This window comes from Pseudomonas bubulae (assembly GCF_900618535.1).
GTDB lineage: Bacteria > Pseudomonadota > Gammaproteobacteria > Pseudomonadales > Pseudomonadaceae > Aquipseudomonas > Aquipseudomonas bubulae.
This window is the reverse complement of the sequence record NZ_UYJA01000002.1, coordinates 53,308-76,261: the sequence shown is the minus strand read 5'-3', so window position 1 is coordinate 76,261 and position 22,954 is coordinate 53,308. Positions and strand designations below refer to the sequence as shown.

Sequence of the window (22,954 nt, the reverse complement as noted above, 5' to 3'; positions counted from 1 at the left end):
TATCTGTAGATACTCTGTTGCAGGTCAAGCCCTATTGTGGGAGCGAGCCTGCTCGCGAACGACCTTCGCGAGCAGGCTCGCTCCCACAGTTGCAGTGTTCCTGTAGCTGCCAAACGCAGCCTCGTCCCTCGGCAGCTGCTACGGGAGTTTTTGTTACGCCACGTCAACCCAGCTGTAAATCGGCGAATCAGCACCGCTAACCACTTTCACCTCGGCACAATGGCGCAGGCGCACCAACAAGCGTTTGCCTGCTCCCGTGCTGCCGGTCAGCGCTTCAAGCTGCCCCAGCAATTCAGGCCCGCTGATCTGTCCAGCCTTGCGCAGCAAATCCTTGGTGGCTTCCCACACGGCATCATCCTGATTCGCAGGTTTTGCGGGCGGCTGGCTGATCGGTGCTTCACTGACGTGCAGTTGCGCGCCCAGCTTTATCCAGTCGCTCTCATCCAGCTCCACGGTCAAATCCACCGGCCAGTCGCCTATCGTTCCGCGAATGCGCACCATCGTCGTGCTCCTCAATTTTCTTGCAGCCATGCTCCCACGCGCCTTGCGTAACGCCAAGCACACGGGCAAACTCTCGCAACAGTTGTTATAAGATCACATAACAATATTTTCACATTTCTGCTGGAGTGCTCCCATGCGCCGTTTGCTTCTTGCTTTGCCGTTTGCCTTGTTGCCGCTGGCGATGGCTCACGCCGCCGACGATCATGATCACGACCATGAACACAGCAGCCTGGCGCCCCATGAACATGGCGTAGGCAGCTTGAATGTCGCGCTCGACGGCCAGACCCTGGAACTGGACCTGGATGGCCCGTCGATGAACCTGGTGGGCTTTGAACACGTTGCTACCACTGACGCTGACAAGGCCAAAGTCAGCTCGGTACGCAAACAACTGGAAGACCCACTGGTGCTGTTCAGCATCCCCAAGGCCGCCGGTTGCACAGCTGAAGCGCAGGAACTGAAAAGCCCGCTGTTCGACCCGGCGCCGGAAGAAGGCCGCGCCAAGGGCGAGCACCACCACAGCGATATCGAAGCCCACTATGCGTTTACCTGCAGCACGCCGGACGCTTTGAAAGCGCTGGATCTGGCGCAGTTTTTCAAGACATTCCCCGGCACCCATAAATTCAAGGTACAACTGATCGGCCCGAGCGGTCAGCAAGCCGTGGAAGTGACAGCCAAGGCACCTGTGCTGAAGTTTTAAACAGCTCCCACAGAAAGACTTCCACCAACTCCCAGGCGATCTCCTCCCCCAATGACCCAAGCACTTATTGAACTGAGCGACCTGAGTTTCAGTTGGCCGGGGCACCCCGTGCTACTGGATATTCCGGCGTTTCGCCTGCAAGCAGGTGAAACCCTGTTCCTCAAAGGCCCCAGTGGCAGTGGCAAAACCACTTTGCTGGGGTTGCTTGGCGGCGTGCAAAAAGCCAACAGCGGCAGCATCCGCTTGCTCGGCCAGGAGCTGGGAGAGCTGGGTTCCGGGGCCCGTGACCGTTTCCGGGTTGACCACACGGGCTATATCTTCCAGCAATTCAATTTGCTGCCATTTTTGTCGGTTCGCGAGAACGTCGAACTGCCTTGCCACTTTTCCAAACTGCGTGCCAGCCGCGCCGTGCAACGCCACGGCAGTGTGGATAACGCCGCGCAAACCCTGCTGGCCCATCTGGGTCTTAAAGACCCGGCCCTGCTGGAGCGACGTGCAGACTCGTTATCCATCGGCCAGCAGCAGCGTGTTGCCGCCGCCCGCGCACTGATCGGTCAGCCCGAACTGGTGATTGCCGACGAGCCCACATCAGCGCTGGACGCGGACGCTCGCGAAGCCTTTATCCAGCTGCTGTTTGCCGAATGCCGTGAAGCGGGTGCCAGCCTGTTGTTTGTCAGCCACGATCAAAGCCTGGCCCCTCTGTTCGACCGTAACCTGTCGTTGTCTGAACTCAATCGCGCCGCCCTGTCGGTAGAGGTCTGAGATGTATCTGTTTCGTCTAGCGTTGGCCAGCCTGGCCAACCGCCGCTTTACCGCACTGCTGACCGCCTTCGCCATTGCCCTGTCGGTGTGCCTCCTGCTGGCCGTGGAACGGGTCCGCACCGAAGCCCGCGCCAGCTTCGCCAGTACCATCAGCGGCACCGACCTGATCGTGGGTGCCCGCTCGGGCTCGGTCAATCTGCTGCTGTATTCGGTGTTCCGCATCGGCAATGCCACCAACAATATTCGTTGGGACAGCTTTGAACATTTCGCCAACAACCCGAAAGTGAAATGGGCCATCCCCATGTCCCTGGGCGACTCGCACCGCGGCTATCGGGTGATGGGCACCAGCGAGGCGTACTTCGAGCACTACCAGTACGGCCACAAGCAAAACCTGAAACTGGCCAGCGGCCGTCCTTTTGCCAGCGATCCGTTCGAAGTGGTACTGGGTGCCGAAGTCGCCGATGCCCTGCATTACAAACTGGGCGACAAACTGGTGCTGGCTCATGGCGTGGCGGCGATCAGCCTGGTCAAGCACGACGACAAACCGTTCACCGTGGTTGGCATTCTCGCGCGCACCGGTACCCCGGTGGACCGCACGCTGCATATCAGCCTGGGCGGTATGGAAGCAATCCATATCGACTGGCATAACGGCGTGCCCGCCCACGGTGCCGGGCGTATCAGCGCTGACCAGGCCCGCAATATGGACCTAACCCCCCAGGCCATCACTGCGTTCATGCTGGGCCTGAACAGCAAAATTTCGACTTTTGCCCTGCAACGGGAGATCAACGATTTTCGCGGTGAGCCGATGATGGCGATTTTGCCCGGCGTAGCCCTGCAGGAACTCTGGAGCTTGATGAGCACTGCTGAAAAAGCGTTGTTTGTGGTGTCGCTGTTTGTGGTACTGACCGGACTGATCGGCATGCTCACCGCAATCTTGACCAGCCTCAATGAGCGGCGCCGCGAGATGGCGATCTTGCGCTCCGTGGGCGCCCGCCCTTGGCATATCGCCACGTTACTGGTGTTCGAAGCACTGGCTCTGGCACTCGCCGGAGTGATCGCCGGTGTCGGTCTGTTGTATGTGTGCATTGCCGTCGCGCAAGGCTATGTGCAATCGAACTACGGGTTGTATTTGCCACTGGCGTGGCCAAGTGAATATGAATGGACGCTGCTCGGCGGTATTCTGGCAGCGGCCCTGTTGATGGGCTGCGTGCCTGCCTGGCGCGCCTACCGACAATCGCTGGCAGATGGTCTGTCCATTCGTTTATGAGCTTACATTTATGAAAAGGTCTGCAATGTCTCGCGTGCTGCTGGCACTGTTACTGCTGGTTGCGACGCCGCTGTTGGCGGCCGAACCGAAAGAGCTGACCTGGTCGGAAATGATCCCGGCGGATGCGCCGCCTGAAGCACCGGACATGACGCCCCTGCATGACCTCTCGCAGATGGGCAATATGGAAGCCGCCCCGGCAGCCAGGCAGGACTTGCCCAATGCGCCGGTGGTCCCGGCGCTGGATGGCCAGTTGATTCGCCTGCCGGGGTATATCGTGCCCCTTGAAGTCAGCGAAGACGGGCGCACCACGGACTTTTTGCTGGTGCCGTACTTCGGTGCCTGCATCCATGTACCGCCACCGCCGTCGAACCAGATCGTGCACGTGACCAGCAAGGAAGGGGTCAAACTCGACGAGTTGTACCAGCCGTACTGGATCGTGGGCGCGCTGCAGGTCAAGGCCAGCACTAGCGAACTGGCGGATGCGGGGTATCAGATGGATGCTCAGCGGATCGTGGTGTATGAATTGCCGGAGTAACCCCAAAGGCCCCTCACCCTAGCCCTCTTCCAGTGGGAGAAGGGACTGAAAGCAAAAGCAGGTTTGCGCAACGCCACCCATCAGCTCCCTCTCCCTCCGCGAGAGGGTTGGGGTGAGGAGCTCTGGGCAATTAACGAATTTTTCACAACTTCACGCTTTCATTGAGCTGGGTCAACTGAACAGGCCTGGGCGCTCATTACCATTGGTTATATAAATTTTAAATATCCAAATGGAGCTCCCATGCACAAGTCTTTGCTCAGCGCAGCCGCCCTTGCGCTCGCCGTCGTCGCCCCTCTTGCCCACGCGCACACGGAAGGCGACATCATCGTGCGTGCCGGTGCTATCACGGTAAACCCGAAAGCCGACAGCTCCAGCGTCAAGGTTGATCAAGGCCCGTTGGCAGGTGCTGATCTGGGTGGCAAGGCGACCATGAGCAGCGACACGCAACTGGGTCTGAACTTCGCTTACATGATCACCGACCATGTGGGTATCGAATTGCTGGCAGCCACACCGTTTGAGCATGACGTGAAACTCAAGGGTACTGGCCTGGCAGCCGCCAACGGCAAACTGGGTAGCCTCAAACACTTGCCGCCAACCCTGAGCGTTGTGTACTACCCACTGGATACCAAATCGGCATTCCAGCCTTACGTTGGTGCCGGCATCAACTACACCTGGATCTACGACGAACACGTCGGCAGCCGTGCCAGCGCCGAAGGGTTCGACAACTTCAAGGCAAAAAACTCCTGGGGCATGGCCTGGCAGCTGGGTGCTGACTACATGCTGACCGACAACATCATGATCAACGCCCAGGCGCGTTATATCGATATCGACACCCGCGCCACTGTGGAAAACAACGCCGTGGCACCAGGCACTCGTGCCAAGGTCAACGTAGACGTGGACCCATGGGTATACATGGTTGGCCTGGGCTACAAATTCTAAGTCCGGCAATCATAAAAAAGGCGCCTTCGAAAGGCGCCTTTTTTGTGGGCGGGTGGTTCTTAGCGGCCTAGCAGGCGTGCCAGCCCGACACTCATTGGTGTGGTTTCACCGAGGGTGAAGCGTTGCAACAAACGGCTATTGTCAGCACGGGAATGGCGGATATCACCCGAGCGGGCCGGACCGTGGCTGATCGGTGGCAACTCGCCGACCACTTCGCTCAACGCTGCCAGCATTTGATTGAGTGTAGTGGCCTTGTTCAAGCCTACGTTCACGGCACCCGCTTCAGCGTTCTCGGTTTCGACGGCTTGCACCAGAATCTTGACCAGATCACCCACATACACGAAGTCGCGCGTTTGTTCGCCATCGCCAAAGATGGTGATCGGCAGGCCCTTTTCAGCACGCTCACTGAAAATGCTGATCACGCCCGAATAAGGCGAGGATGGGTCCTGGCGCGGGCCAAAGATATTGAAGAAGCGAAAGATCACCGGCTCCAGACCGTGCTGGCGACGATAGAAATCCAGGTAGTACTCGCTGGACAACTTGTCGGCGGCATAAGGTGTCAATGGCGCTTTAGGCGTGTCTTCGACAATCGACTCGCCTTCGCCGTTATTGCCGTAGACCGCAGCACTGGAGGCGAAAACAACGCGCTTGATCCCTGTTTCGCGCATGGCTTCGCACACATTCAGGGTGCCGATGAAGTTGCTTTGGTGAGTACGCACCGGGTCGTCTACCGAGGCTTGTACCGAAGCAACCGCCGCCAGGTGAACCACTGCGCTGCAACCGGCCATGACTTTGGCAACCAGTGCGGCATCGGCCACGTCACCTTCAATCAGCTCGACCCGCGAGTTGGCCATTGGCAAGTTGCTGCGTTTGCCTGTGGACATGTCATCGAGAATTCTTACGGAGTAGCCCTTGGCCAACAAGGCGTCTACCAGGTTGGAGCCAATAAAACCGGCACCACCGGTGATTAAAACGGGAGCATCAACCATGACGATAAAACCTGTCCAGTAAAGTGGGGAGCGCCGCACGCCAGGCGCGAGGCTTGATCCCGAAGGTGTGTAGAATTTTTTTGCACGCCAGCACCGCGTGCTGGGGTTCTTCTGCCGCGTCGGGCCGCGCGGCGTGCGCCTGGGGTGTCGGCGCTTCGATTGCCAGTTCGTGCAGGTTACGGGCCTCGGCCAGGATTGCCTGCCCCAGCGCCAGCGGCGTTGTCGCTTCGTGCCCGGCGTAGTGGTAAGTGCCCCACAGCGGCGCCGCGCAATCGAGCTGCTTGAGTACCGAGATAATCACCCGCGCAGCATCATCCACCGGCGTCGGGTTGCCCCGTCGATCATCGGCCATCAACAACTCACCCGGTTTTTCGGCCTGGGCCAGAAACCGCCCGAGGGTGCCATCCGGGCTGTCATCGAGCAACCAGCCAAAACGCAGCAGCACATGTTGCGGGCAAATGGCCCGCACACTTTGTTCTATACGCCACAGTGCCTGACCGCGCAACCCGAGCGGGACGGGCTCGTCTTTTTCGCTGTAGGCCGTCGCACGCGAGCCATCGAAAACCCGATAGCTGGAAGGTTGCAACAAGGTGATGCTGTGGTGCTGGCACAGCTCGGCCAGACGCTCGACAGCGCGCTCCTGGGCGGCAAGACGCGACTCGCTTACTGTCTGCGCCTGAAACCAGTCGAAGTAGTACGCAAGGTTGATGACAGCATCCGGGCGGGTGTCATCGAGCAGTTGCGTGAGGCTCGCGGCGTCCCAACCGTCTTGCGGCGGGCGCGGGGCTAGGAAATTGATGTCTTCCTCGGCACCCAGACGAATCAGCGCCTGCCCGAGGGCATTTCCGCCGCCCAATAACATAAGGCGCATTCGCATAAAGTATGCAGGCTCAGTCTATTTAGAACGGTGATGTATACCAGAAAACCAGCCGTGAAAGCTGCTGACCCTAATCAAGATAGCCGCATTTTGCGGGTTTCTTGCCCACCCGTCACTGACAAACTGCCTCATGCTAAAAGGCCTTCATTGGGATCTGGGCGGAATATCAGTCAGTAATACCGTAGACCGTTGCGCCAAGGAGTCCGCTGGCAGCGTTTGTTCCGGCTCCCGCACGGGCAGCAGAAACCCCTGTGGATAATGCTGTGCGAAGTGAACATCCGGCGACTTATCCACAAGCTTTTTAAGCCGGTCATTGAATGCCCGGCTCACAGTGTTCTGCGCCCCGGACATGGTTCGGAACTGCGCGGTTATGGTCACGCCATCGAGGTTCATGCTGTCGACGCCAAAGATCGTCAGCGAACCCTGCAGGCTCAGGCTGAGCAGAGGATCGCTGCTGATCTGGCTCCCCGCTTCCCGAATCAGGGCCGTCGCTTTGTCCATATCGGTGTCATAGGTGAACTGCACGGAAAAAAAGGCATAGGCAAACTGCCGGGAATGGTTGATGACGGCCTTGATCTGACCGAAAGGCACCGAATGGACAAAACCTCTCGAATCGCGAAGGCGCAGGGTTCGTATGGTCAACCCCTCGACGGTGCCGGCATGGGCGGAGTCGATCACCACCCAGTCACCCACCGAGATGGTGTCTTCAATAATGATAAACAGTCCGGTAATCACGTCCTGCACCAACTGCTGGGAGCCAAAGCCGATGGCCAGGCCTATCACCCCGGCGCCAGCAAGGAAGGGCGCGACGTTCACCCCCAGATTGGCCATGGTGGTGATGGTACAGATCACCACCAGAATCACTTTGATAGCATTGCGCGCCAGCGGCAGGATGGTCTTGATTCGCGTACTGGGCTCATGGCTCCCGCGCCGGTTGGTGGCCGGTTCCAGCGCTTGTTGAATGGCCGTGTCGAGCACCACCCAGGTCAACCAGGTCACCAGAAGGATCAACAGGATATGGCCCAGGGAGTCACTGATGACCTTGCCGGTATTGCTGTCGGAAGCGAAGGCCAACAGCGAGAAACCCCAGATCTTCGCCAGCAACTCAATAAAGGTCACGGCCAGGGCAATGCGCAGCAATGCGTAAACCACACCGATAAAACGCTCTTTATAGGCCCCTGTATGCTGGGTTCGCGCCCGAAATGAATGATGCAGAATCGTGCTCAGAAATACCGTGCCGATCAGCAGGCCCGATGTCAGCAATGCACTGCGCAAGGCACGTTCACTGCCCTCACCCACGCCCAGTAAATTGCGCGCGCTCACCAGCAACATCAGCAGCACGGGCCAGTACCAGAGTACCGAAAAAATGCGCAACGACTCTTGCAAGGCTGGCTGCCCGAGCCGTTGTGCCAGGGCCCGATTGCGGATCAGGTGAGCCACGGGCCGCCGCAGCCGTACCACCAGCCAGCCCAGAATGGCGCACGCCAGCAGGCCGGCGAATACCGACAGACAACTGGCGATATTGCCGCCGATTTGCCGCGCAATTTGCGGGCTGCTCATTGCGTCGCTCAGTGCCGAAAAAAAGCCGATCAAGAACAGCGCCCGTTTCGAGTACTGACGAATAATCTGCACCGCGCGGCGCTTGTGGCCCGTTTCAAACAAGGTACTCAGTGACAGCACCAGCGCCACACAGAACACCCCGGCGCTGCCGGCATAGGTCAGGGTCAGGCCGAACGAGCGACCCAAGGTGTCTTGCAGCATGCGGCTGGCGTACAGGGCCAGCATCAACGAGACCAGCGCAGGCAACATGTAGGGCACCACATAACCCACCAGCGTCTGGATGCGTGGCCGGTCAACCATCGAACGCGTGGTACACAAATAACGCGCCAGCAATCTTCCTGCGAGCATCAACCCGAAAAAAACGCCGGACCAGATAACCGTCAGCAAGAAAAAGTCGCCTACACCACTCCAGGAAGGATGTGTGGATGCCTGCTCGACCAGTTGCCCTACTTCACCTGCCGCCCGCTCGGTGCGTAAACGCCAGGCGTCCAGCAACTGCATACTCAGGCCGAGCTGACCTTGAACCTCGTCCATCCCCGCACCCAAGGCACCCAGCAGCCCGCCATCCACCAGCACGGGAGGCTTGCCATCGGATTCCTCGGCCTTGATCACAGAGGCCAGCGTAGGGGCGGCCAAAAGCATGCCATTGCCCGAGCACAACAGGACAAGAAGCAGAAACACTGTTTTGAATTTGTACAAACCCGGGGGCCTCCTGCACATCCTTGATAGGCCAACCGTATCGAAGGGATTAGGTTCGAGACAGGGCGCGTCTGTAATTTAGATCAGGTACAGCGTAGTCAATGACACGTCAGGCGCGGGAAATAATCGGTTGAGGCTTGCCTGAAACTGCCGCCATTCAATACACCACTAGACAAAATGTGTAACCCGAAGATCAGGCATCGTAACTGCAGCAAACACCAAACCGGGAGAGAAAGTACTCATTGGACGACGAGTACGCCCGTTATAAGAATACGCCGGAAGCGCCGAAATACGTGATCTTGAAGAGCACGCTTACCCCGCACTACCAACGACTTATTCGAGACACTCCCACAACTAAAGAGTCGACACGTACTACAAAAGCAAACGACTGCGCGCACGACTTAAATACAAAACATCCAACGCCGAGTAACAAGTGTTTAGACACTTAAACAACTATAAACTTGCTTTAGAACCGGGCAATAGCGCCGACTACAAACGAACATGAAAGATTATGAAACTTTCACCCGACCGATTTACAAACACTGTTCCATCCCATAAAGTCCGCCAGACCGGGCACTACAGGTTTGTATGCTCACTAGAGCGTTGTATTGAATTTGTAATATTTGACAGACTTGTTTGATTGACTTCCCGGAGATCGGAAATTGGAAACAATGATCGATGCTATTTTGTCTGCCTTGGATAATCCACAGCAAAGTGCACTGCGGCAAATTACTGTTATAGAAGAGAACGGGGAAGAAAAAAGCATTTCCTATGCAGCGTTGGCACAACAAGCATTGGCGGTCTCTTCAGCCCTGACCGAACTGGGGGTTGTTCGTAATGACCTGGTTATTCTTGCCCTGCCGGCATCGATCGATCACTTGTTACTGCTGACTGGATGCGTGTTGATTGGCGCCTTGCCTTGCACCGTCGCGCTGCCTGGAAGATTGATGGCAGACTCACCGCGCAATCAGATATATGTGGCCTGTCAGTTGTTTGCACCGCGCCTGCTGATCGCATCCGAAAGCAATACACCGGCACTCCAGCGCTTGCTTTCCAACCTGCCTGTACGCGTGGTCACGAGCGCAGAGGTGAGCCTCGCTGCCAGCGCAGGGTTTCCAGTGCGCGTGGAACGCTGCCAGGCTGACAGCGGCCATCATGTGCAACTGACCTCGGGCTCGACCGGTCGCCCCAAGGCCGCCATCCTGAGCCATCGCAATGTCATCGCCAATGTGCGCGGTATCGGCGGTGTTGTTGGCTACAGTGTCGAACGCGGCGACGCCTCTGCGTCCTGGCTGCCGCTGCATCACGACATGGGCCTGGTGACGCTACTGTCGAACCTGTATTACCAGGCACCGCTGCTATTGATGCAGCCGGCCAGTTTTATTCGCAACCCGCTTGGCTGGCTCAAGCGCATGTCCAGCTTTGGCGCAACCACCACGGCGGCGCCGACTTTCGCCCTGCAGTATTGCATTCGCCGTTACCGCGAAGCGTCAATGAAAGAGGTGGATCTGAGCAAGTTGCGCAATATCTTTGTCGGCGCCGAAAGGGTCGATGAAGCCTGCCTGAGGGAGTTTGCACAGACATTCTCGCCCCACGGCCTTTCACGTTCTGCGCTGCAACCCTGCTACGGCATGGCGGAATCGACGCTGGCAGTGACCATGCATAACACGACCTTTGATTACGACAAGCAGGCGCTCTCCTACGTGATTCCTGACCGTATCGACTCCGGCGCGGTAATCGATCATTGGCAGGCACGCCGCGCCGACGATAACAGTCGGCGGGTAGAAACCGTACTGTCGATGGGCCGGCCGATTGACGGGATGCAAGTGGCGGTAAGGGCTTTGGACAGTTCCGACGCCAAGGACCGCGAAGTGGGCGAAATTTTCATACGTGGTTCTTCGGTCATGTCCGGCTATTTACCCGCCGAAGGCCAGACCGAGCACTACCAGAGCGGCGACTGGTTTGCGACCGGGGATATAGGTTATCGCGTGGATGAGCACTTGTTTGTACTCGGCCGCAAGAAAGAACTCATCATTATCCGTGGCAGTAATTATTTCCCCCATGAAATTGAAGACGTCATTGCCTCACACCCTTTATTGGCCAGCGGGGGTAATGCAATAGCGGCCTTCGGTATCTACGACGAGACACAGAGAACCGAGAGCCTGGCGATTCTGATCGAGCTTGAAACGAAGCATAACCCTATCGAACTGCGCACCCAACTTCAAAACCAATTGCGTGAGAAGTTCGGATTTGGTGCCCACGCCATTACATTCGTGCTACCCGGAAGTTTGCCACGTACGACCAGCAACAAACTCAAGCGCCTGGAATGCCGAACTATTTATCTGCAAACCGTACTGGACAACAAAGACAAGGCCGATCGCGAACAGCTTGTTAGTTAATCTACAACCACGCCAATAACATCGACACACTGAAGCACTGCAACTTTCAAATACTGGATCACACACTATGCACACTTTGACGCAAGGTGGGGATACGGCTTCGTCACGCCATTCATTATTGAATGTGTGTGCACAACCGGTTCTTCATCGCTTATCGACATACGGCGAACTGCCCGCTCACTTGATCCATATTATTTCGCGCGCTTCAGTGCGACTGATGGATTCAGATATGTTGATTTCGCAGACACCGCAAGACTATGAGCCTGCCGAGCAATTAAACCGCCCCTCGGTGGCCCTGTCGCAGCCGAGCCATGACTTGGAACATATTCTGGAGCGCATTCAGCAAGACGGTCTGGCGTTGCACTACCGATCGTTCATGCAGAACTTCGCCCATTTGTTTTCGCTGTTCCTGACGCCGGATCAATACGAACGGGCGCGCGCCAGCATTGATGCGGGCAGTGCCCTGCGTTTTCTGATGAGTGATGCCGGCGGCCCTACCCTCACTAGCTGGCGCACTGTCGCCCAGCCTGAAGGGGATGGTTTCAAGCTGCATATCGACAAGGTATGGGGCATGTACGCCAACCTTGATGGCATGGCAATCGTTGCCGCCCGCACGCCGGGCTCGTTTTTCCCCTCGGCCTTCCTGGTCTGGCCCGAGCAATACAAGACCCTCAAGCGAACCCTCTGCGGCGAGCCCTTTCTCGGCGATGTCGTGCAGTTGGGGAACGTCAAGGGCACGGTGCAGGTTTCCCAAGAAGATCGTCTGAAAGTGGGCGGCCCTGCGGTACTCAATAAATACCTGACGACGGTACGGCCTTTCCTGGTGCGCGCACTGATGGCCCATGTTGACTGGCTGGCAAGTCAGGGCCGCCTCGAACTGACACCCGACGAACGCGCGTCACGCGACTTCATCGCTGCCGCCGCCCGTACCAAGACGCTGTCCGACCGCTATGAGAGCGAAGACGTGCACCGCGTGCTGGCACTGAAATTCGCCTCCAATGAACTGCTTTTGCATCTGGTCAGCCGCTCTGCCGTACCGAGTTTTCTCGACCAGCGTGATCTGTTGGCGTTTACCAAAATGGAAGGCAGCTCTTACCGCTGTTATCACGAATTGCGCGCAAGCATGCGCGTAGCCAAGCCCGTATCCGACTCACTTTAATCCGCTTTAACCCCAGGAGATGCACCAATGACGACTGAAACCCTCAACACGCTGGAACTTCTGAAGAAAGAAGCCGCCAAGATTCTCAATATCGAATCCGTCGATACCCATGTCGGTTTGGGCGAACTGGGTATCGATTCACTCAACGTGGTTGAGCTGATCGTCTATTGCGAACAGCTCTACGGATCGATTGATCCTGAGCAACTGAACATCACGCAGTACACCACTCTGGAGCAAATCGACTCGCAGTTGCAGCAGCAACAAGTCGCCTGATCGCCAGCCACCCTCATACCAGAAGCTCAACATGTCGAACTCGCAGCCCTTTGCATCAACGCAGTCGCTTGGCACCGCTCCGGCTTTCAGGGTCCATACGCTAGCTTACCGACGCACAGAAACGCCCTTTGTATCGCACCAGGTCAGCCTGGAGGATGCAGCGTTGGCATTGGGGCAGCGGGTAGGCGATGAGGCTTGCCGCTATGCAAGCGACGCAGGCCCTATCGACGATTACGTGGTGAGCTCTACTGTGCTGTCACAGTTTTTGGCAGACGGTTCGCCACATGCAGGCTATTTCCAGGAGGCGATAGCCACCCAGTATGGGCGCCGTCCTGACTGGGTCACCAACGCCTATGAATGCACGGGCTGGGGTTTCATCCTGCGATATATCCAGGGGAAGGCTCAGTTCAGCGGTCGTCGCAGGCTGTTACTGCAGATTGTCGATACCGATATCCACAATTTTACTTACTGGTTAGGCAACAACCGCTGGGGGAATTCCGGTTTTGGCATCTGCACGTTAGTGATTGACGTGATTCCAGAGGCCAAAAACATGCTGGTCATCGGCACTTCAAGCCAGGCTAATGCGCTACTGCAATTAGGACGAAACCTGCGCAGTTTCACCGAAAGCCGGCCAGGTCTAGGCATTGCAGTACCGTTTTTTCCAGAGATGTCGCGCCGCGCGCTGTTCAAGTGCTTCGACACTTCGTCTGTGCACGCCGACCATTATCAACGATTTGGCCATTCATTCGGCAGCGACCCCTGGCTTTCGCTATTGGGGGAGCTGGGCGCGGGTTCCGCGCACACGGGTAGCGATTGCATCGTTTCTTCGCTGGCAATGAACGGCTATTTTTCGATTGCCCAGATAACCCTCGCGCCTGATCTGCACTATGCATTGGAAGGTGAAATGTGAAGAGCGCGCAAACCTGTTCCCTGCTGTTGCAGCGTAACCCCGATTACAACCTGGCGATCCCTTGTTCGGCTCGCAACCTGCCACTGCTCGAAACGCAAGACTATGCACGCCGAAGTGTGTACGCACACGACAATCCCGCGCCTGTGCTGGTCAACAACCAGCAGTACTACACCCTGCTGTCCACGCTGGCCCAGTACATTTGGGACAGCTGCGGTGAGCAGACGCTTCTCCTGGCGCAGGTACGCATGCCTTCCATCGACCTTGCGTTGCCAAAAAACCTGCTCGATCCACGCGTGACGATGGGCGCCCATTTATGGAACGAAGCCTTGTTCTGGGCGCGCCAGCTACAGACGCCGGTGGTCTGGATCAGCGCCGAACAGATTCGCCGCGACCTGTGGGACGGCGGCGATAACCTCCTGCACATCGCAGCCTGGAATACCGCGCAAACGCCAGCCATCACCGAGTGGTTCTTACCCGACCTGGACTACTTCGCGGCACAGGTGCACACATCTCCTGTGCATGAGCCGTTCACCACCTCTCAACCGAAATGCACGCACGTACAGGTGTGATCATGCAAACAGAGCACAAACCGACATTGGATGATGGCGAGCCGATCAAGTGGAATTTCTCGGTCGAGGCTTACATGTCTCAGACCTACGATTTCAGCAATGACAGCTTGAATGCGCTGTATCAGAAAACCAAGGCCAACCAGTGGGATGTCAATACCGACATCGATTGGAGCTACGAGCTCAACCCGGACAATCCTCTGGGCATGCCGGACGGCACACTGCTGATCTACGGCACCGATGTCTGGAACAAAATGAATGAAAAAAACCGCGCCGAAATTCGCCATCACTCGCAAGGCTGGACCCTGTCACAGGTACTGCACGGTGAACAGGCTGCCCTGATTTGCGCATCGAAACTGGCGGTGGCAGAAGAAAGCCTCTCGGCTCGCCTCTGTGCTGCCGGGCAAATCATCGATGAAGCCCGTCATATTGAAGCATTCGGGCGCCTGGTGAATAACAAGCTGCCCATCAGCTACCCCATGAGCAAGGCGCTCAAAGGCCTGCTGGAAGACACCATTACCACCAGCAAACTCGATATGACCAACCTCGGCATGCAAGTGCTGGTGGAGGGCATTGCGCTGTCACTGTTTCAAAGCATGGTCGCCTACACCAAAGACCCTTTTATCAAAGACCTGATGACGCGCATTCAGCGCGATGAGGCGCGCCATTTCGCCATTGGCCGCATCACGCTGGGCAGTGTGTACAAGGAAATGAGCGGAACTGAACGCAAGGAGCGCGAAGAGTTTGTGGTTGAAGGTGCTTACACCTTGTACGAGCACCTGTGCGCCGACGACATATGGGAGCCGATGGGCTTATCCAAAAAAGAGTGCAGCCACCTGGTCAGGAGTTCTGAAGTGGCCAACTCCATGCGCCGTTCCATTTTCCGGCGGCTGGTGCCGACCATCCGCGAAATGGGTTTGCTGACGCCCCGTGTAAGCGATGCCTTTGAAAAGCTCAGAGTGCTGGACTACGCCGCCATGCCAATGCCGGCTTAACAGGAATACAGTCATGACGCCCCCAACTACTGCGGCAACAAACAGCCCCGCCCCCTTCACGATCGGTATTGAAGCCGCCGCTTACGAGTTACCCGGCGAACGCCAGGACCTCAATGACTGGGCTCAGCACCATAAGTTGCCCGCCGAGCGCTTTGACATGATCCGCAATGCGGGTTGCCGTTATTTCCATGTATCACCGGACATCGACGAGGTCGAGCTGGCCAAGCGCGCTGTCGCTCGCCTGCAAGAGGAGCAAGGCTTCAAGGGCAGCGACATCGGTGCGGTCATCCATGTTCATACCGGGCTATTCAGCGTACCGCCGGCGCCACGCAGCCTGCCCATGGAAGTGGCCACGGCATTCGGCATAAAGCCTGTCTGGGCCGGCTCGATCGCACAGCTCAATTGCTCGTCGATCAGCGTCGCCATTCAGATGGCCAAGGCCTTGATGAATGTCCATAGCCAATTGCACTCGGTGCTGATCGTGTCGTCCGACCGCGTCTTTATCGAGCGTTACCGGGTGTTGCAGGCAAGCATCTTAAGTGATGGCGCAGGGTGCTTGCTGGTGACCCGTAACAGCCGGCGTAACCGGGTCGGTGCAACGGCCGTGCGCAATTACGGCAGCTGGTATCTGGGCTCCGTGACCAACAACGCGGTGAAAAAGGAAATGTTCAATCTGGAGTGGCACTACACCCGCAAAGTCATGAAGGAAGCCGTGGCCGACTGTGGCATGGCGCTTAGCGATTTCTCATGCATTTTGCCTTACAACTCCAACCACTCTGGCTGGAAAGCCTTCTGTGGCGCCATGGCCATTCCCTCCTCCACGCTCTACTCCGACAACATTCTGAACAAAGGCCACTCCTTTGGCTCGGACCTGGCGATCAACCTTGCCGATATTGGCTTGAGCAAGGTCGATGCCGGGGCGCACCTGATGAACATAACGGAATCGGACAACGGTTCATTTTCGGCATTGACCCTTCATCCGGTGAATTGACATGACCATGACCACCGCCTGCGCGCCTGTCAGAAGCGACGACGCAACGACCGACCAATGGCTGCTGAATCTGAAAACGCCTTGCTACGTACTGGACCCCACTGTCGTACAGGCGCGTTACGCTGATTTACGCGAGCGTCTGGGTACACCGTTGATTGTGTCGCTCAAGGCCAATCCAAACCTGGATTTGTTGATCCGCTGCGGCCATGCCTTCGTCGACGGTGTGGAGCTGGCCAGCCTGGGCGAACTCGATATTGTGGCGGGTCGCATCAACACCCCCAAATACGTGAACAATCCGTCAATGGATGAAGATTTCATGCGCGCGGCCCTGGCCTCACGCTGCACGTTCATCATCGACAGCCTGGAGCAGGCGCAGAGACTGATTCGCGTCATCGGCAAACAGACCGCGCCGCAAACGATTTTGCGCTTGAACGCGGGCCAACTGGTCAGCTCGGGCAAACACCCGGCGGACCACTTCGGCATGAGTCGCCAAGACGCCTTGCTGACGACGGTTACATTGGCCCAGGCCAACGTGCCAATCATCGGCCTCCATACGTTTGCGGGCTCCAATAGCTTTCACATCGATGACAAGGGTGCCGATGCCGCCGCCCTTGCCCATGCGCTCGCTGCATTCGCGCCACAAGTAGCACGCCTCACCGGCATGCCGGTTGAATTTCTTAACGTCGGTGGCGGTTTCTCCGAGCACTTCAACAACCAGGCGCAGACGTTTGACGCTTATCGCCAGCGCATTGCGCCGCTGCAAAAAGACTTCAAGGTCGTCCACGAGTCCGGGCGCGGGGTCTTCGCTGGCGCAGGCACTTTCGTGACCCGCGTACGTTCAGTCAAAGCCTTGGGTGAGCGCTACGTTGCCGTCTGCGACGGTGGCCTGAGCCACAACTTCCTGCTGGCCAAAACTGAGGCCATGTTGAAGAACTACGCGCAGCCGCGCCTGCTGCGGCGTCAACAGGCACCGGGGGACGCGCCCCCGTTGCCGATCCAGTTCGTGGGCAGCACCTGCAGCCGCGCCGACGTGATCGGCTGGAGTCATGAACTGTCGGCCCCGCCGAGCGTGGGCGATCTGGTGATCTTCGACAACTGCGGCGCCTACAACCAGACGTACAGCGTCAGCGCTTTCCTCTCGCAGAGCCCGGCACACACCTATATCCACCAATCCTAGGGACGTCACCATGACCGCCCACATCAGTTTGTACGACCTGTTGAAAGACAGCGCCCAACACCATGGCGACCGCCGTGCGTTCGCGCAAGGCGCAAAGATGGCGACTTATTCCCAATTGCTGGAGGACGTGCGCCTGGCGGCAAAGAGGCTGGCCGATAGCGGCGTGCAAGCGGGCGAACGCGTCGCTGTCTATACGGGCAAGCAGTACGAAACCGTCGTCATGTTCCTGGCAATCAATGCCCGGGGTGCGATCCTGGTGCCCATCAATCCTCAGCTCAAAGAGCAACAGGTACGCCATATCCTGCTGGACAGCGGTGCTCGCTTGCTCATCAGTACGGGGCCACGCCTAAGACGCATCGAGGCGGCGTTGAATGACATCGAACTCGATACCTGGCAACTGGAAAAACTACAGTCCGAGACCCTGAACACACTGACCGATGCGGCGTTTTTCAACGCATACGCCGCCGTCACAGACAGTGATCCTGCGGCCATTTTGTACACCTCCGGCTCTACGGGACGGCCCAAAGGCGTGGTGCTGTCGCAACGTAACCTGGTGTCTGGCGCCTATAGCGTCGCTCACTATCTGCGCTTGCGGGCCGATGACGTCATCCTGGGCGTATTGCCGCTGAGCTTCGATGCCGGGTTCAGTCAGCTGACCACGGCGCTGGTCAGCGGTGCTTGCTACGCCCCGCTGGATTTCCTGCAAGCGGGCGAAGTCCCGACGTTCTGTGAAGCCCATGGCGTCACCGTGATTACCGGCGTGCCGCCACTGTGGATGCAACTGGCGTCAGTGCAATGGCCGCAGCCTGCCGGCGCTCGCATTCGCTGCTTCGCCAATACCGGCGGGCATATGCCACCGCCTTTGCTGGAAAAACTCAAAACCGCATTTCCCAATGCGCTGCCGTACCTGATGTACGGCTTGACCGAGGCTTTCCGCTCCACCTACCTGGCGCCGGAAGCGGCCGTCACACGACCCGACTCCATCGGCAAGGCGGTCCCCAATGCTGATATTCGCGTGATGCGCCAGGACGGCAGCGAATGTGCCGCTGGAGAGCACGGTGAATTGGTGCACCGCGGGGCGTTCGTCACGCTCGGGTACTGGAATGATCCAGAACTGACCGCTCAACGCTTTCGTCCCTGGTTACACCCGGACCAGCAGATTTCGCGTACCGAAACAGCGGTCTGGTCGGGCGATATCGTCTACCGCGACAGCGACGATTATCTGTATTTCGTTGCCCGTAGCGACGACATGATCAAGACCTCCGGTTATCGCGTCAGCCCCACCGAAGTCGAAGAAATCCTCTTTGCCGTGGATGACGTGACCGAGGCGGCAGCGTTTGGTGTACCGCATCCGCAACAGGGCGAAGCCATCATCATCAGCCTGTTCGCCCATCCGCAGATACAAACCAGCGCCCAGGCACTGATCAAGCTGTGCCGGGACAAACTGCCGACCTATATGGTGCCGTTGCATGTGTCCTTCCATGACTTGCCTTTACCGCGCAATCCGAACGGCAAGATCGACCGAAAGCAGCTGAAGCAGCAGTTTTCCGAGTTTTTCTCCACCTCACTTACGGTCACGGAATAGCCTCATGCTTCGAATCCGCGCTATCGCTTCTCACGTCCCCGATACGACCCCTTTCCGGGCGGTACAAGCTCAGGAAAAAAACATCGGCTATGGCCATCTGTTGTACAAGTCGGCGGTCTTTTCCATGCCTCGTGGCAAAGGCAGGATCGACGCCGAAGAAGAGCGTCGACTGCTTCCCACGGCGAGCATCGCCCTGCCGGTAGCGCCACCCTTGCAAAGCTGCGCCGACCTGGCACTGGAAGCGGTCACGCGATTGCGTCAACAGGTTCCGGCAGAAACGCTGGCACAGGTGACCCACATTGTGGTGACCAATAGCGCCCTTAACCAACGCATTAATGAGTCGGTCGCAGGCCGTATCCAGCATGCACTGGGCTTGCCCAACGCGTTGCCGTTCGCCATCGGCCAATCGGGCACTGCCGGCGTGTTCAACGCACTGACCATGATCGAAGCGCTGGTCAGTCTCGGCGGCAAGGTGCTGCTGGTGGCGTCCGATAAGTGGCTCTACCCCTTCTTTCGCGCCTGGGGGGATCTGGTGGTGTACGGCGACGGCGCAGCCGCCATCTTGCTCGATGGCGACGCTCAGACGACGCCTGGCTGGGGGGCGATACGCGCCTCGGCGGTGCACTATGGCGCGGCCATTGACAACCCCTGGGGGCTGACCCCTGCCGCTCTGGCTGAGCGCCTGCATCCGATGGCGGTGAGCGCAGCGCAAACGGCAATCGAACGTTCCGGCCTGAAAGCCAGTGATATCGATTGGGTATTACCGGCCGGATTCAGCGACAGCTTCTCCTTGGGCGTCAGTCGCGAACTGGGCATTGCACAAGAGCGACATTTCGAACTCGGTGCCCGCGCGCACCACTCGAGCGCGGCCCCCTTGCTGTCGCTTATGCGCCTGCGCGCCACCCTGCCTCAGGGTAAAACAGCCACCGCCCTGCTTTGGGATGCGGCGCTGTGTGGCACCGCTGGCGCCATTGTGGCCGAGATCCAGGCTGGCGCCTGAACCCAGATACACACCGCTTATTAATCAGGAAAACCTATGTCTGCTTATAAAGTCAGCCTGCGTGAGCTTCGCTTTTTTTTGTGGGAACTGCATAAAACCGACCAGAATTTTCTCACACGGGCGCCGTTCAACGACAAAAATCGTACTTACTTCGATGCCTTGCTGGAGCGCGCCAGGGCGTTCGCTTATGAGTTAGGCAAGGCCTATCAAGCCTCCGACCGACAGGAATGCCACTTGCTGGAAAACGGCAAGGTCGAAATCCCCAAAGAGTTCCACGGACTTTGGCAGCGCTATAAGGAAGAGTGGATTCAGGTGCTGGGCATCGACAGCGAATCCCAGCAACCGGCCTTGCCACCCCTGATCCGGCAAACCATCCAGGAAATGTTCATGGGCGCCAATCCGGCGTTCATGACCTACGGCGGCTTCAATTTTCCGGCCATCAAGCTGTTGAAGCTGCACGCTACCGCAGCGCAAAAGGCAACGTACCTGCGCAAGCTTCAGCGCTACGACTGGGACGCGTGTTTCTGCGCCACCGAGCAGCAGGCCGGCAGCGACCTGACAGCGGTCACCACTGTCGCAAAACCCCTTGAAAACGGCGAATACGCCGTCAGCGGCGAAAAGGTCTACATCTCGGCGGGCATGCATACGCTGACCGAAAACACCGTTTACTTTGTCCTGGGCCGCATCAATACCACCACCTCGACCTCCTACTCGCTGTCCTGCCTGCTGGTGCCGCGCTTCTGGCCTAATCCCGAAACGGGCGAGCTGGAAGACAACCATGTCGAGTGCACTTCATTGCTGCGCAAGATGGGATTGAAGGGCTGCGCCAATACCCAACTGGTGTTTGGTCGAACCGGCACCACCCGCGCCGTACTGCTGGGCGACCGCAAGAATGCCGGATTGCTGCAACTGGTGCCCTTGATGAACCAGGCCCGTATGAGCACGGCAATTATCGGCTTGGGCCTGGCTTCCAGCGCTTATCTGCATTCAGTCGATTTCGCCGGCAAACGGTTCCAGGGCCGTGCAATCAGTCGCACCTCCGATGCCAGCGCCCCGCCTGTGGCTATCATCGAACACGCCGACGTGCAGCGCATGCTGCTGGAAATGAAGGCCCGGGTAGAAGGTTGCCGTGGCCTGCTCGGTAAGTTGACCGGCGCATCGACCCAGGCATTTGCCCTGGAAGCCGAGCCGGTACTGGACGAAGCCCAGGTCGAAAAATACCGCAAGCTGGTGCTGCTGTTCACGCCGGTGTGCAAGGCGTTCGTCTCGGACCAGGCCTGGAAAATCTGCGAACTGGCGATACAAGTGCATGGCGGTATCGGCTACACCGATGCTTACCCTGTCGAGCAAAATGCGCGCGACGTGAAAATCCTGTCGATCTGGGAAGGGACCAACTACATCCAGTCCCAGGACCTGGTGCGCGACAAGCTCGGTTTTGGCAGGAACTCACGCCTGATCAAGTTTCTGCGCGAAGAGCTGGATGCCTTCTTGAACAACACAACGGGTGTCGGTTCTGAGCTGCACGACCAATTCCCGGCACTGGAAAACGCCATGGTTGCCGTGGAGCAGGCGCTAACCCGTATCAATGAGCACGTGCGTGAAGGCCGCACACACGAAACCAGCCAGTTCTATACCCGCTTCCTGGAAATGCTCGGTCTCACCGCCAGCGCCTGGGTCTTGCTTGAATCGGCCTGCCTGGCCGAGCGTCAGTTGCGCGAGCCACTGAGTGCCGAAGAAGCCGCTTTTTACCGTGGCAAGGTCAAGACCGCCCATTATTTTTTCGCCAACATCCTGCCGACGGTCACGCAACACGCACACACAATAGAAAACCTGCTGGTCGCCCACTGCGGCATTGCGCTTGATGAGTTGGCACAGGCCGACACGCTGATACCCACACCGCCGCAGAGCCTGTTTGGCGGACCACGCACCCTGTATCGCGGTACCAATATCGACGGCGCCACGATTGAGCCTAATGAAGGGCTGTGGGTCAGGGGTCGCAACCTCAATGACCTGATCGGCATTGTCGACTTCCCCACAGCGCTATGGCTGGCGTGGTTTGGCAGCCTGCCGACCCCTGCTGAGAGCCAGGCCGTTGACGCCCTTCTGGTACGCATTGCCAGCCACCTGTCGGCGGAGCCTGCCTATCGACGTGGCATCGAAGCCGTGGCCGACAGCGGTGCCGGCATCGTTCAGGCCGCCGCCTGCGGCCTTCTCGGTGATCTGGCAGCGCTGGAACATATTGTCCTGATCGAAGCCACCGTTCGCGACTTGCCTACGCATCAGGATTTTATCGAGGGCCTGGTCAGCGTTGCTTCAACGCCGCACTTTCTGCAAACGGCGCTCGGTTATAGCGCCCCCGGCGCAGCATCGACGCATCACGCCGAGGTCGTGTTGACCGCAATGGGCGCGACCGATATCGACCCATTAGCCATTAGTGTCGTTGATGCCCTGCTGGTGGCCTGGCACGCCGGTTTCGGCTACATCACGCCGACGGTGCTGGTACCCCGTACCGCCATCGGCACCGGTGTCACCCTTGCCCAGGCCGTGGCGGCCGGTTTCATGGCCAGCGGACCGAACCATGTCGGCGCAGCAGAAGAAGCGATGACCTGGCTCAAGACCATCAGTGCGCAAGCCAGCCCTGCTGACATACGGCAAGCGGTCGACCTCGCGCTGGATCAGCCGGGCAACCTGTTGTTTGGCTTTGGCCATCCGCTGTTTGTGCAGGACCCACGACCGCCGCACATCAGGGCCCTGTTTTCCCAGTGGGGTTTCGGGGGGCGCTATCTGGAGATTTACGACGTTGTTTGTGCCCACGTTCTGGAGCGCAAAGGCCTACGTCCGAATATTGACTTCATCACCGCCGCAGCCCTGCTCGATCTCGGCGTGACCCAAGCCCGTTGGGGTGTCGGCCTGGGGCTCTGTGGCCGGGTGGCGGCCATGGTCGCGCATGCCATCGAGCGGCGCGATCGCCCTGCTTTCGGTGTCAACAGCAAAGCCGCGCGCAAGTTGTTGGCCACCGTTCCAGTGGGGTGGCTGTAAGACAAGAAATGAGCCACACGCACTGGCTAGTTCA

Annotated in this window: 20 protein-coding genes; 16 read left to right on the top strand and 4 right to left on the bottom strand. The window is 58.1% G+C overall.

The features are described from left to right. Window positions 1-153: 153 nt before the first annotated feature. Entirely contained in the window at window positions 154-501 is a 348-nt protein-coding gene (locus PPTH39_RS06975) for a hypothetical protein (protein ID WP_094999471.1), read from the bottom strand. Between the two features lie 133 nt (window positions 502-634). Here PPTH39_RS06975 and PPTH39_RS06970 point away from each other — a divergent pair, with 133 nt between their 5' ends. The 5 genes from PPTH39_RS06970 (at window position 635) to PPTH39_RS06950 (ending at window position 4,701) form a co-directional block, all read left to right on the top strand. Beyond that, window positions 635-1,198 carry a DUF2796 domain-containing protein gene (locus tag PPTH39_RS06970; protein WP_095020966.1) on the top strand — a complete coding sequence of 188 codons (564 nt, stop codon included), beginning with the start codon at window positions 635-637 and terminating at the stop codon, window positions 1,196-1,198. A 51-nt stretch (window positions 1,199-1,249) separates the two neighbouring features. Beyond that, window positions 1,250-1,960, top strand: coding sequence for an ABC transporter ATP-binding protein (locus PPTH39_RS06965; protein ID WP_094999473.1), 711 nt, complete (start codon window positions 1,250-1,252; stop codon window positions 1,958-1,960). Between the two features lies 1 nt (window position 1,961). Next, the gene (locus tag PPTH39_RS06960) at window positions 1,962-3,227 is read left to right on the top strand and encodes an ABC transporter permease (protein WP_095019069.1); all 1,266 of its coding nucleotides are present in this window, start codon (window positions 1,962-1,964) and stop codon (window positions 3,225-3,227) included. 25 nt (window positions 3,228-3,252) lie between these two features. Further along, window positions 3,253-3,762 carry a DUF3299 domain-containing protein gene (locus tag PPTH39_RS06955; RefSeq protein WP_371926176.1) on the top strand — a complete coding sequence of 170 codons (510 nt, stop codon included), beginning with the start codon at window positions 3,253-3,255 and terminating at the stop codon, window positions 3,760-3,762. Window positions 3,763-4,002: 240 nt separating this feature from the next. Continuing rightward, window positions 4,003-4,701, top strand: coding sequence for an OmpW/AlkL family protein (locus PPTH39_RS06950; RefSeq protein WP_094999476.1), 699 nt, complete (start codon window positions 4,003-4,005; stop codon window positions 4,699-4,701). 59 nt (window positions 4,702-4,760) lie between these two features. Here the strand turns inward: PPTH39_RS06950 and PPTH39_RS06945 are convergent, their stop codons facing one another. The 3 genes from PPTH39_RS06945 to PPTH39_RS06935 form a co-directional block, all read right to left on the bottom strand. After that, window positions 4,761-5,690, bottom strand: coding sequence for an NAD-dependent epimerase/dehydratase family protein (locus PPTH39_RS06945; RefSeq protein ID WP_094999477.1), 930 nt, complete (start codon window positions 5,688-5,690; stop codon window positions 4,761-4,763). Further along, complete coding sequence (locus PPTH39_RS06940) at window positions 5,683-6,567, bottom strand: sugar nucleotide-binding protein (protein ID WP_094999478.1); 885 nt, start codon at window positions 6,565-6,567, stop codon at window positions 5,683-5,685. Before PPTH39_RS06940 ends, PPTH39_RS06945 begins: the two co-directional genes overlap by 8 nt. Window positions 6,568-6,711: 144 nt before the next feature. After that, window positions 6,712-8,826 (bottom strand): mechanosensitive ion channel family protein, encoded by a 2,115-nt coding sequence (locus PPTH39_RS06935; protein WP_130871813.1) that lies wholly within the window; start codon window positions 8,824-8,826, stop codon window positions 6,712-6,714. Window positions 8,827-9,497: 671 nt separating this feature from the next. Between PPTH39_RS06935 and PPTH39_RS06930 the strand changes: the two genes are divergently transcribed. From PPTH39_RS06930 to PPTH39_RS23605, 11 genes are all read left to right on the top strand, one after another. Next, window positions 9,498-11,225: an AMP-binding protein gene (locus PPTH39_RS06930; RefSeq protein WP_094999480.1), complete on the top strand. Its 1,728-nt coding sequence runs from the start codon at window positions 9,498-9,500 to the stop codon at window positions 11,223-11,225. Between the two features lie 229 nt (window positions 11,226-11,454). Next, complete coding sequence (locus PPTH39_RS06925) at window positions 11,455-12,384, top strand: hypothetical protein (protein WP_094999481.1); 930 nt, start codon at window positions 11,455-11,457, stop codon at window positions 12,382-12,384. Between the two features lie 27 nt (window positions 12,385-12,411). Then, window positions 12,412-12,657 carry an acyl carrier protein gene (locus tag PPTH39_RS06920; protein WP_094999482.1) on the top strand — a complete coding sequence of 82 codons (246 nt, stop codon included), beginning with the start codon at window positions 12,412-12,414 and terminating at the stop codon, window positions 12,655-12,657. A gap of 31 nt (window positions 12,658-12,688) precedes the next feature. Beyond that, on the top strand, window positions 12,689-13,567 hold the full coding sequence (locus PPTH39_RS06915) for a hypothetical protein (protein ID WP_095019073.1): 879 nt from the start codon (window positions 12,689-12,691) through the stop codon (window positions 13,565-13,567). Continuing rightward, window positions 13,564-14,136: a hypothetical protein gene (locus PPTH39_RS06910; protein WP_094999483.1), complete on the top strand. Its 573-nt coding sequence runs from the start codon at window positions 13,564-13,566 to the stop codon at window positions 14,134-14,136. The genes PPTH39_RS06915 and PPTH39_RS06910 overlap by 4 nt, the downstream gene beginning before the upstream one ends. A 2-nt stretch (window positions 14,137-14,138) precedes the next feature. Further along, window positions 14,139-15,128, top strand: a complete 990-nt coding sequence (locus PPTH39_RS06905) for a ferritin-like domain-containing protein (RefSeq protein ID WP_094999484.1) — start codon at window positions 14,139-14,141, stop codon at window positions 15,126-15,128. A 13-nt stretch (window positions 15,129-15,141) separates the two neighbouring features. Continuing rightward, complete coding sequence (locus PPTH39_RS06900; protein WP_165446499.1) at window positions 15,142-16,119, top strand: beta-ketoacyl-[acyl-carrier-protein] synthase family protein; 978 nt, start codon at window positions 15,142-15,144, stop codon at window positions 16,117-16,119. Window position 16,120: 1 nt separating this feature from the next. Beyond that, entirely contained in the window at window positions 16,121-17,296 is a 1,176-nt protein-coding gene (locus PPTH39_RS06895) for a type III PLP-dependent enzyme domain-containing protein (protein ID WP_095023475.1), read from the top strand. A 10-nt stretch (window positions 17,297-17,306) separates the two neighbouring features. Next, window positions 17,307-18,881, top strand: a complete 1,575-nt coding sequence (locus PPTH39_RS06890) for an acyl-CoA ligase (AMP-forming), exosortase A system-associated (RefSeq protein WP_130871812.1) — start codon at window positions 17,307-17,309, stop codon at window positions 18,879-18,881. A gap of 4 nt (window positions 18,882-18,885) precedes the next feature. Then, window positions 18,886-19,881, top strand: a complete 996-nt coding sequence (locus PPTH39_RS06885; protein ID WP_095019078.1) for a beta-ketoacyl-[acyl-carrier-protein] synthase family protein — start codon at window positions 18,886-18,888, stop codon at window positions 19,879-19,881. A 36-nt stretch (window positions 19,882-19,917) separates the two neighbouring features. Continuing rightward, on the top strand, window positions 19,918-22,920 hold the full coding sequence (locus tag PPTH39_RS23605) for a citrate/2-methylcitrate synthase (RefSeq protein WP_198417403.1): 3,003 nt from the start codon (window positions 19,918-19,920) through the stop codon (window positions 22,918-22,920). Window positions 22,921-22,954 lie beyond the last annotated feature (34 nt).

Coding starts and splice junctions, on each gene's coding strand:
- PPTH39_RS06915 (WP_095019073.1), top strand. CDS start 12,689: ATGTCGAACTCGCAGCCCTTTGCATCAACGCAGTCGCTTGGCACCGCT.
- PPTH39_RS06965 (WP_094999473.1), top strand. CDS start 1,250: ATGACCCAAGCACTTATTGAACTGAGCGACCTGAGTTTCAGTTGGCCG.
- PPTH39_RS06950 (WP_094999476.1), top strand. CDS start 4,003: ATGCACAAGTCTTTGCTCAGCGCAGCCGCCCTTGCGCTCGCCGTCGTC.
- PPTH39_RS06920 (WP_094999482.1), top strand. CDS start 12,412: ATGACGACTGAAACCCTCAACACGCTGGAACTTCTGAAGAAAGAAGCC.
- PPTH39_RS06900 (WP_165446499.1), top strand. CDS start 15,142: ATGACGCCCCCAACTACTGCGGCAACAAACAGCCCCGCCCCCTTCACG.
- PPTH39_RS06955 (WP_371926176.1), top strand. CDS start 3,253: ATGTCTCGCGTGCTGCTGGCACTGTTACTGCTGGTTGCGACGCCGCTG.
- PPTH39_RS06925 (WP_094999481.1), top strand. CDS start 11,455: ATGTTGATTTCGCAGACACCGCAAGACTATGAGCCTGCCGAGCAATTA.
- PPTH39_RS06970 (WP_095020966.1), top strand. CDS start 635: ATGCGCCGTTTGCTTCTTGCTTTGCCGTTTGCCTTGTTGCCGCTGGCG.
- PPTH39_RS06890 (WP_130871812.1), top strand. CDS start 17,307: ATGACCGCCCACATCAGTTTGTACGACCTGTTGAAAGACAGCGCCCAA.
- PPTH39_RS06885 (WP_095019078.1), top strand. CDS start 18,886: ATGCTTCGAATCCGCGCTATCGCTTCTCACGTCCCCGATACGACCCCT.
- PPTH39_RS06975 (WP_094999471.1), bottom strand. CDS start 501: ATGGTGCGCATTCGCGGAACGATAGGCGACTGGCCGGTGGATTTGACC.
- PPTH39_RS06945 (WP_094999477.1), bottom strand. CDS start 5,690: ATGGTTGATGCTCCCGTTTTAATCACCGGTGGTGCCGGTTTTATTGGC.
- PPTH39_RS06895 (WP_095023475.1), top strand. CDS start 16,121: ATGACCATGACCACCGCCTGCGCGCCTGTCAGAAGCGACGACGCAACG.
- PPTH39_RS06940 (WP_094999478.1), bottom strand. CDS start 6,567: ATGCGAATGCGCCTTATGTTATTGGGCGGCGGAAATGCCCTCGGGCAG.
- PPTH39_RS06930 (WP_094999480.1), top strand. CDS start 9,498: ATGATCGATGCTATTTTGTCTGCCTTGGATAATCCACAGCAAAGTGCA.
- PPTH39_RS06905 (WP_094999484.1), top strand. CDS start 14,139: ATGCAAACAGAGCACAAACCGACATTGGATGATGGCGAGCCGATCAAG.
- PPTH39_RS06960 (WP_095019069.1), top strand. CDS start 1,962: ATGTATCTGTTTCGTCTAGCGTTGGCCAGCCTGGCCAACCGCCGCTTT.
- PPTH39_RS23605 (WP_198417403.1), top strand. CDS start 19,918: ATGTCTGCTTATAAAGTCAGCCTGCGTGAGCTTCGCTTTTTTTTGTGG.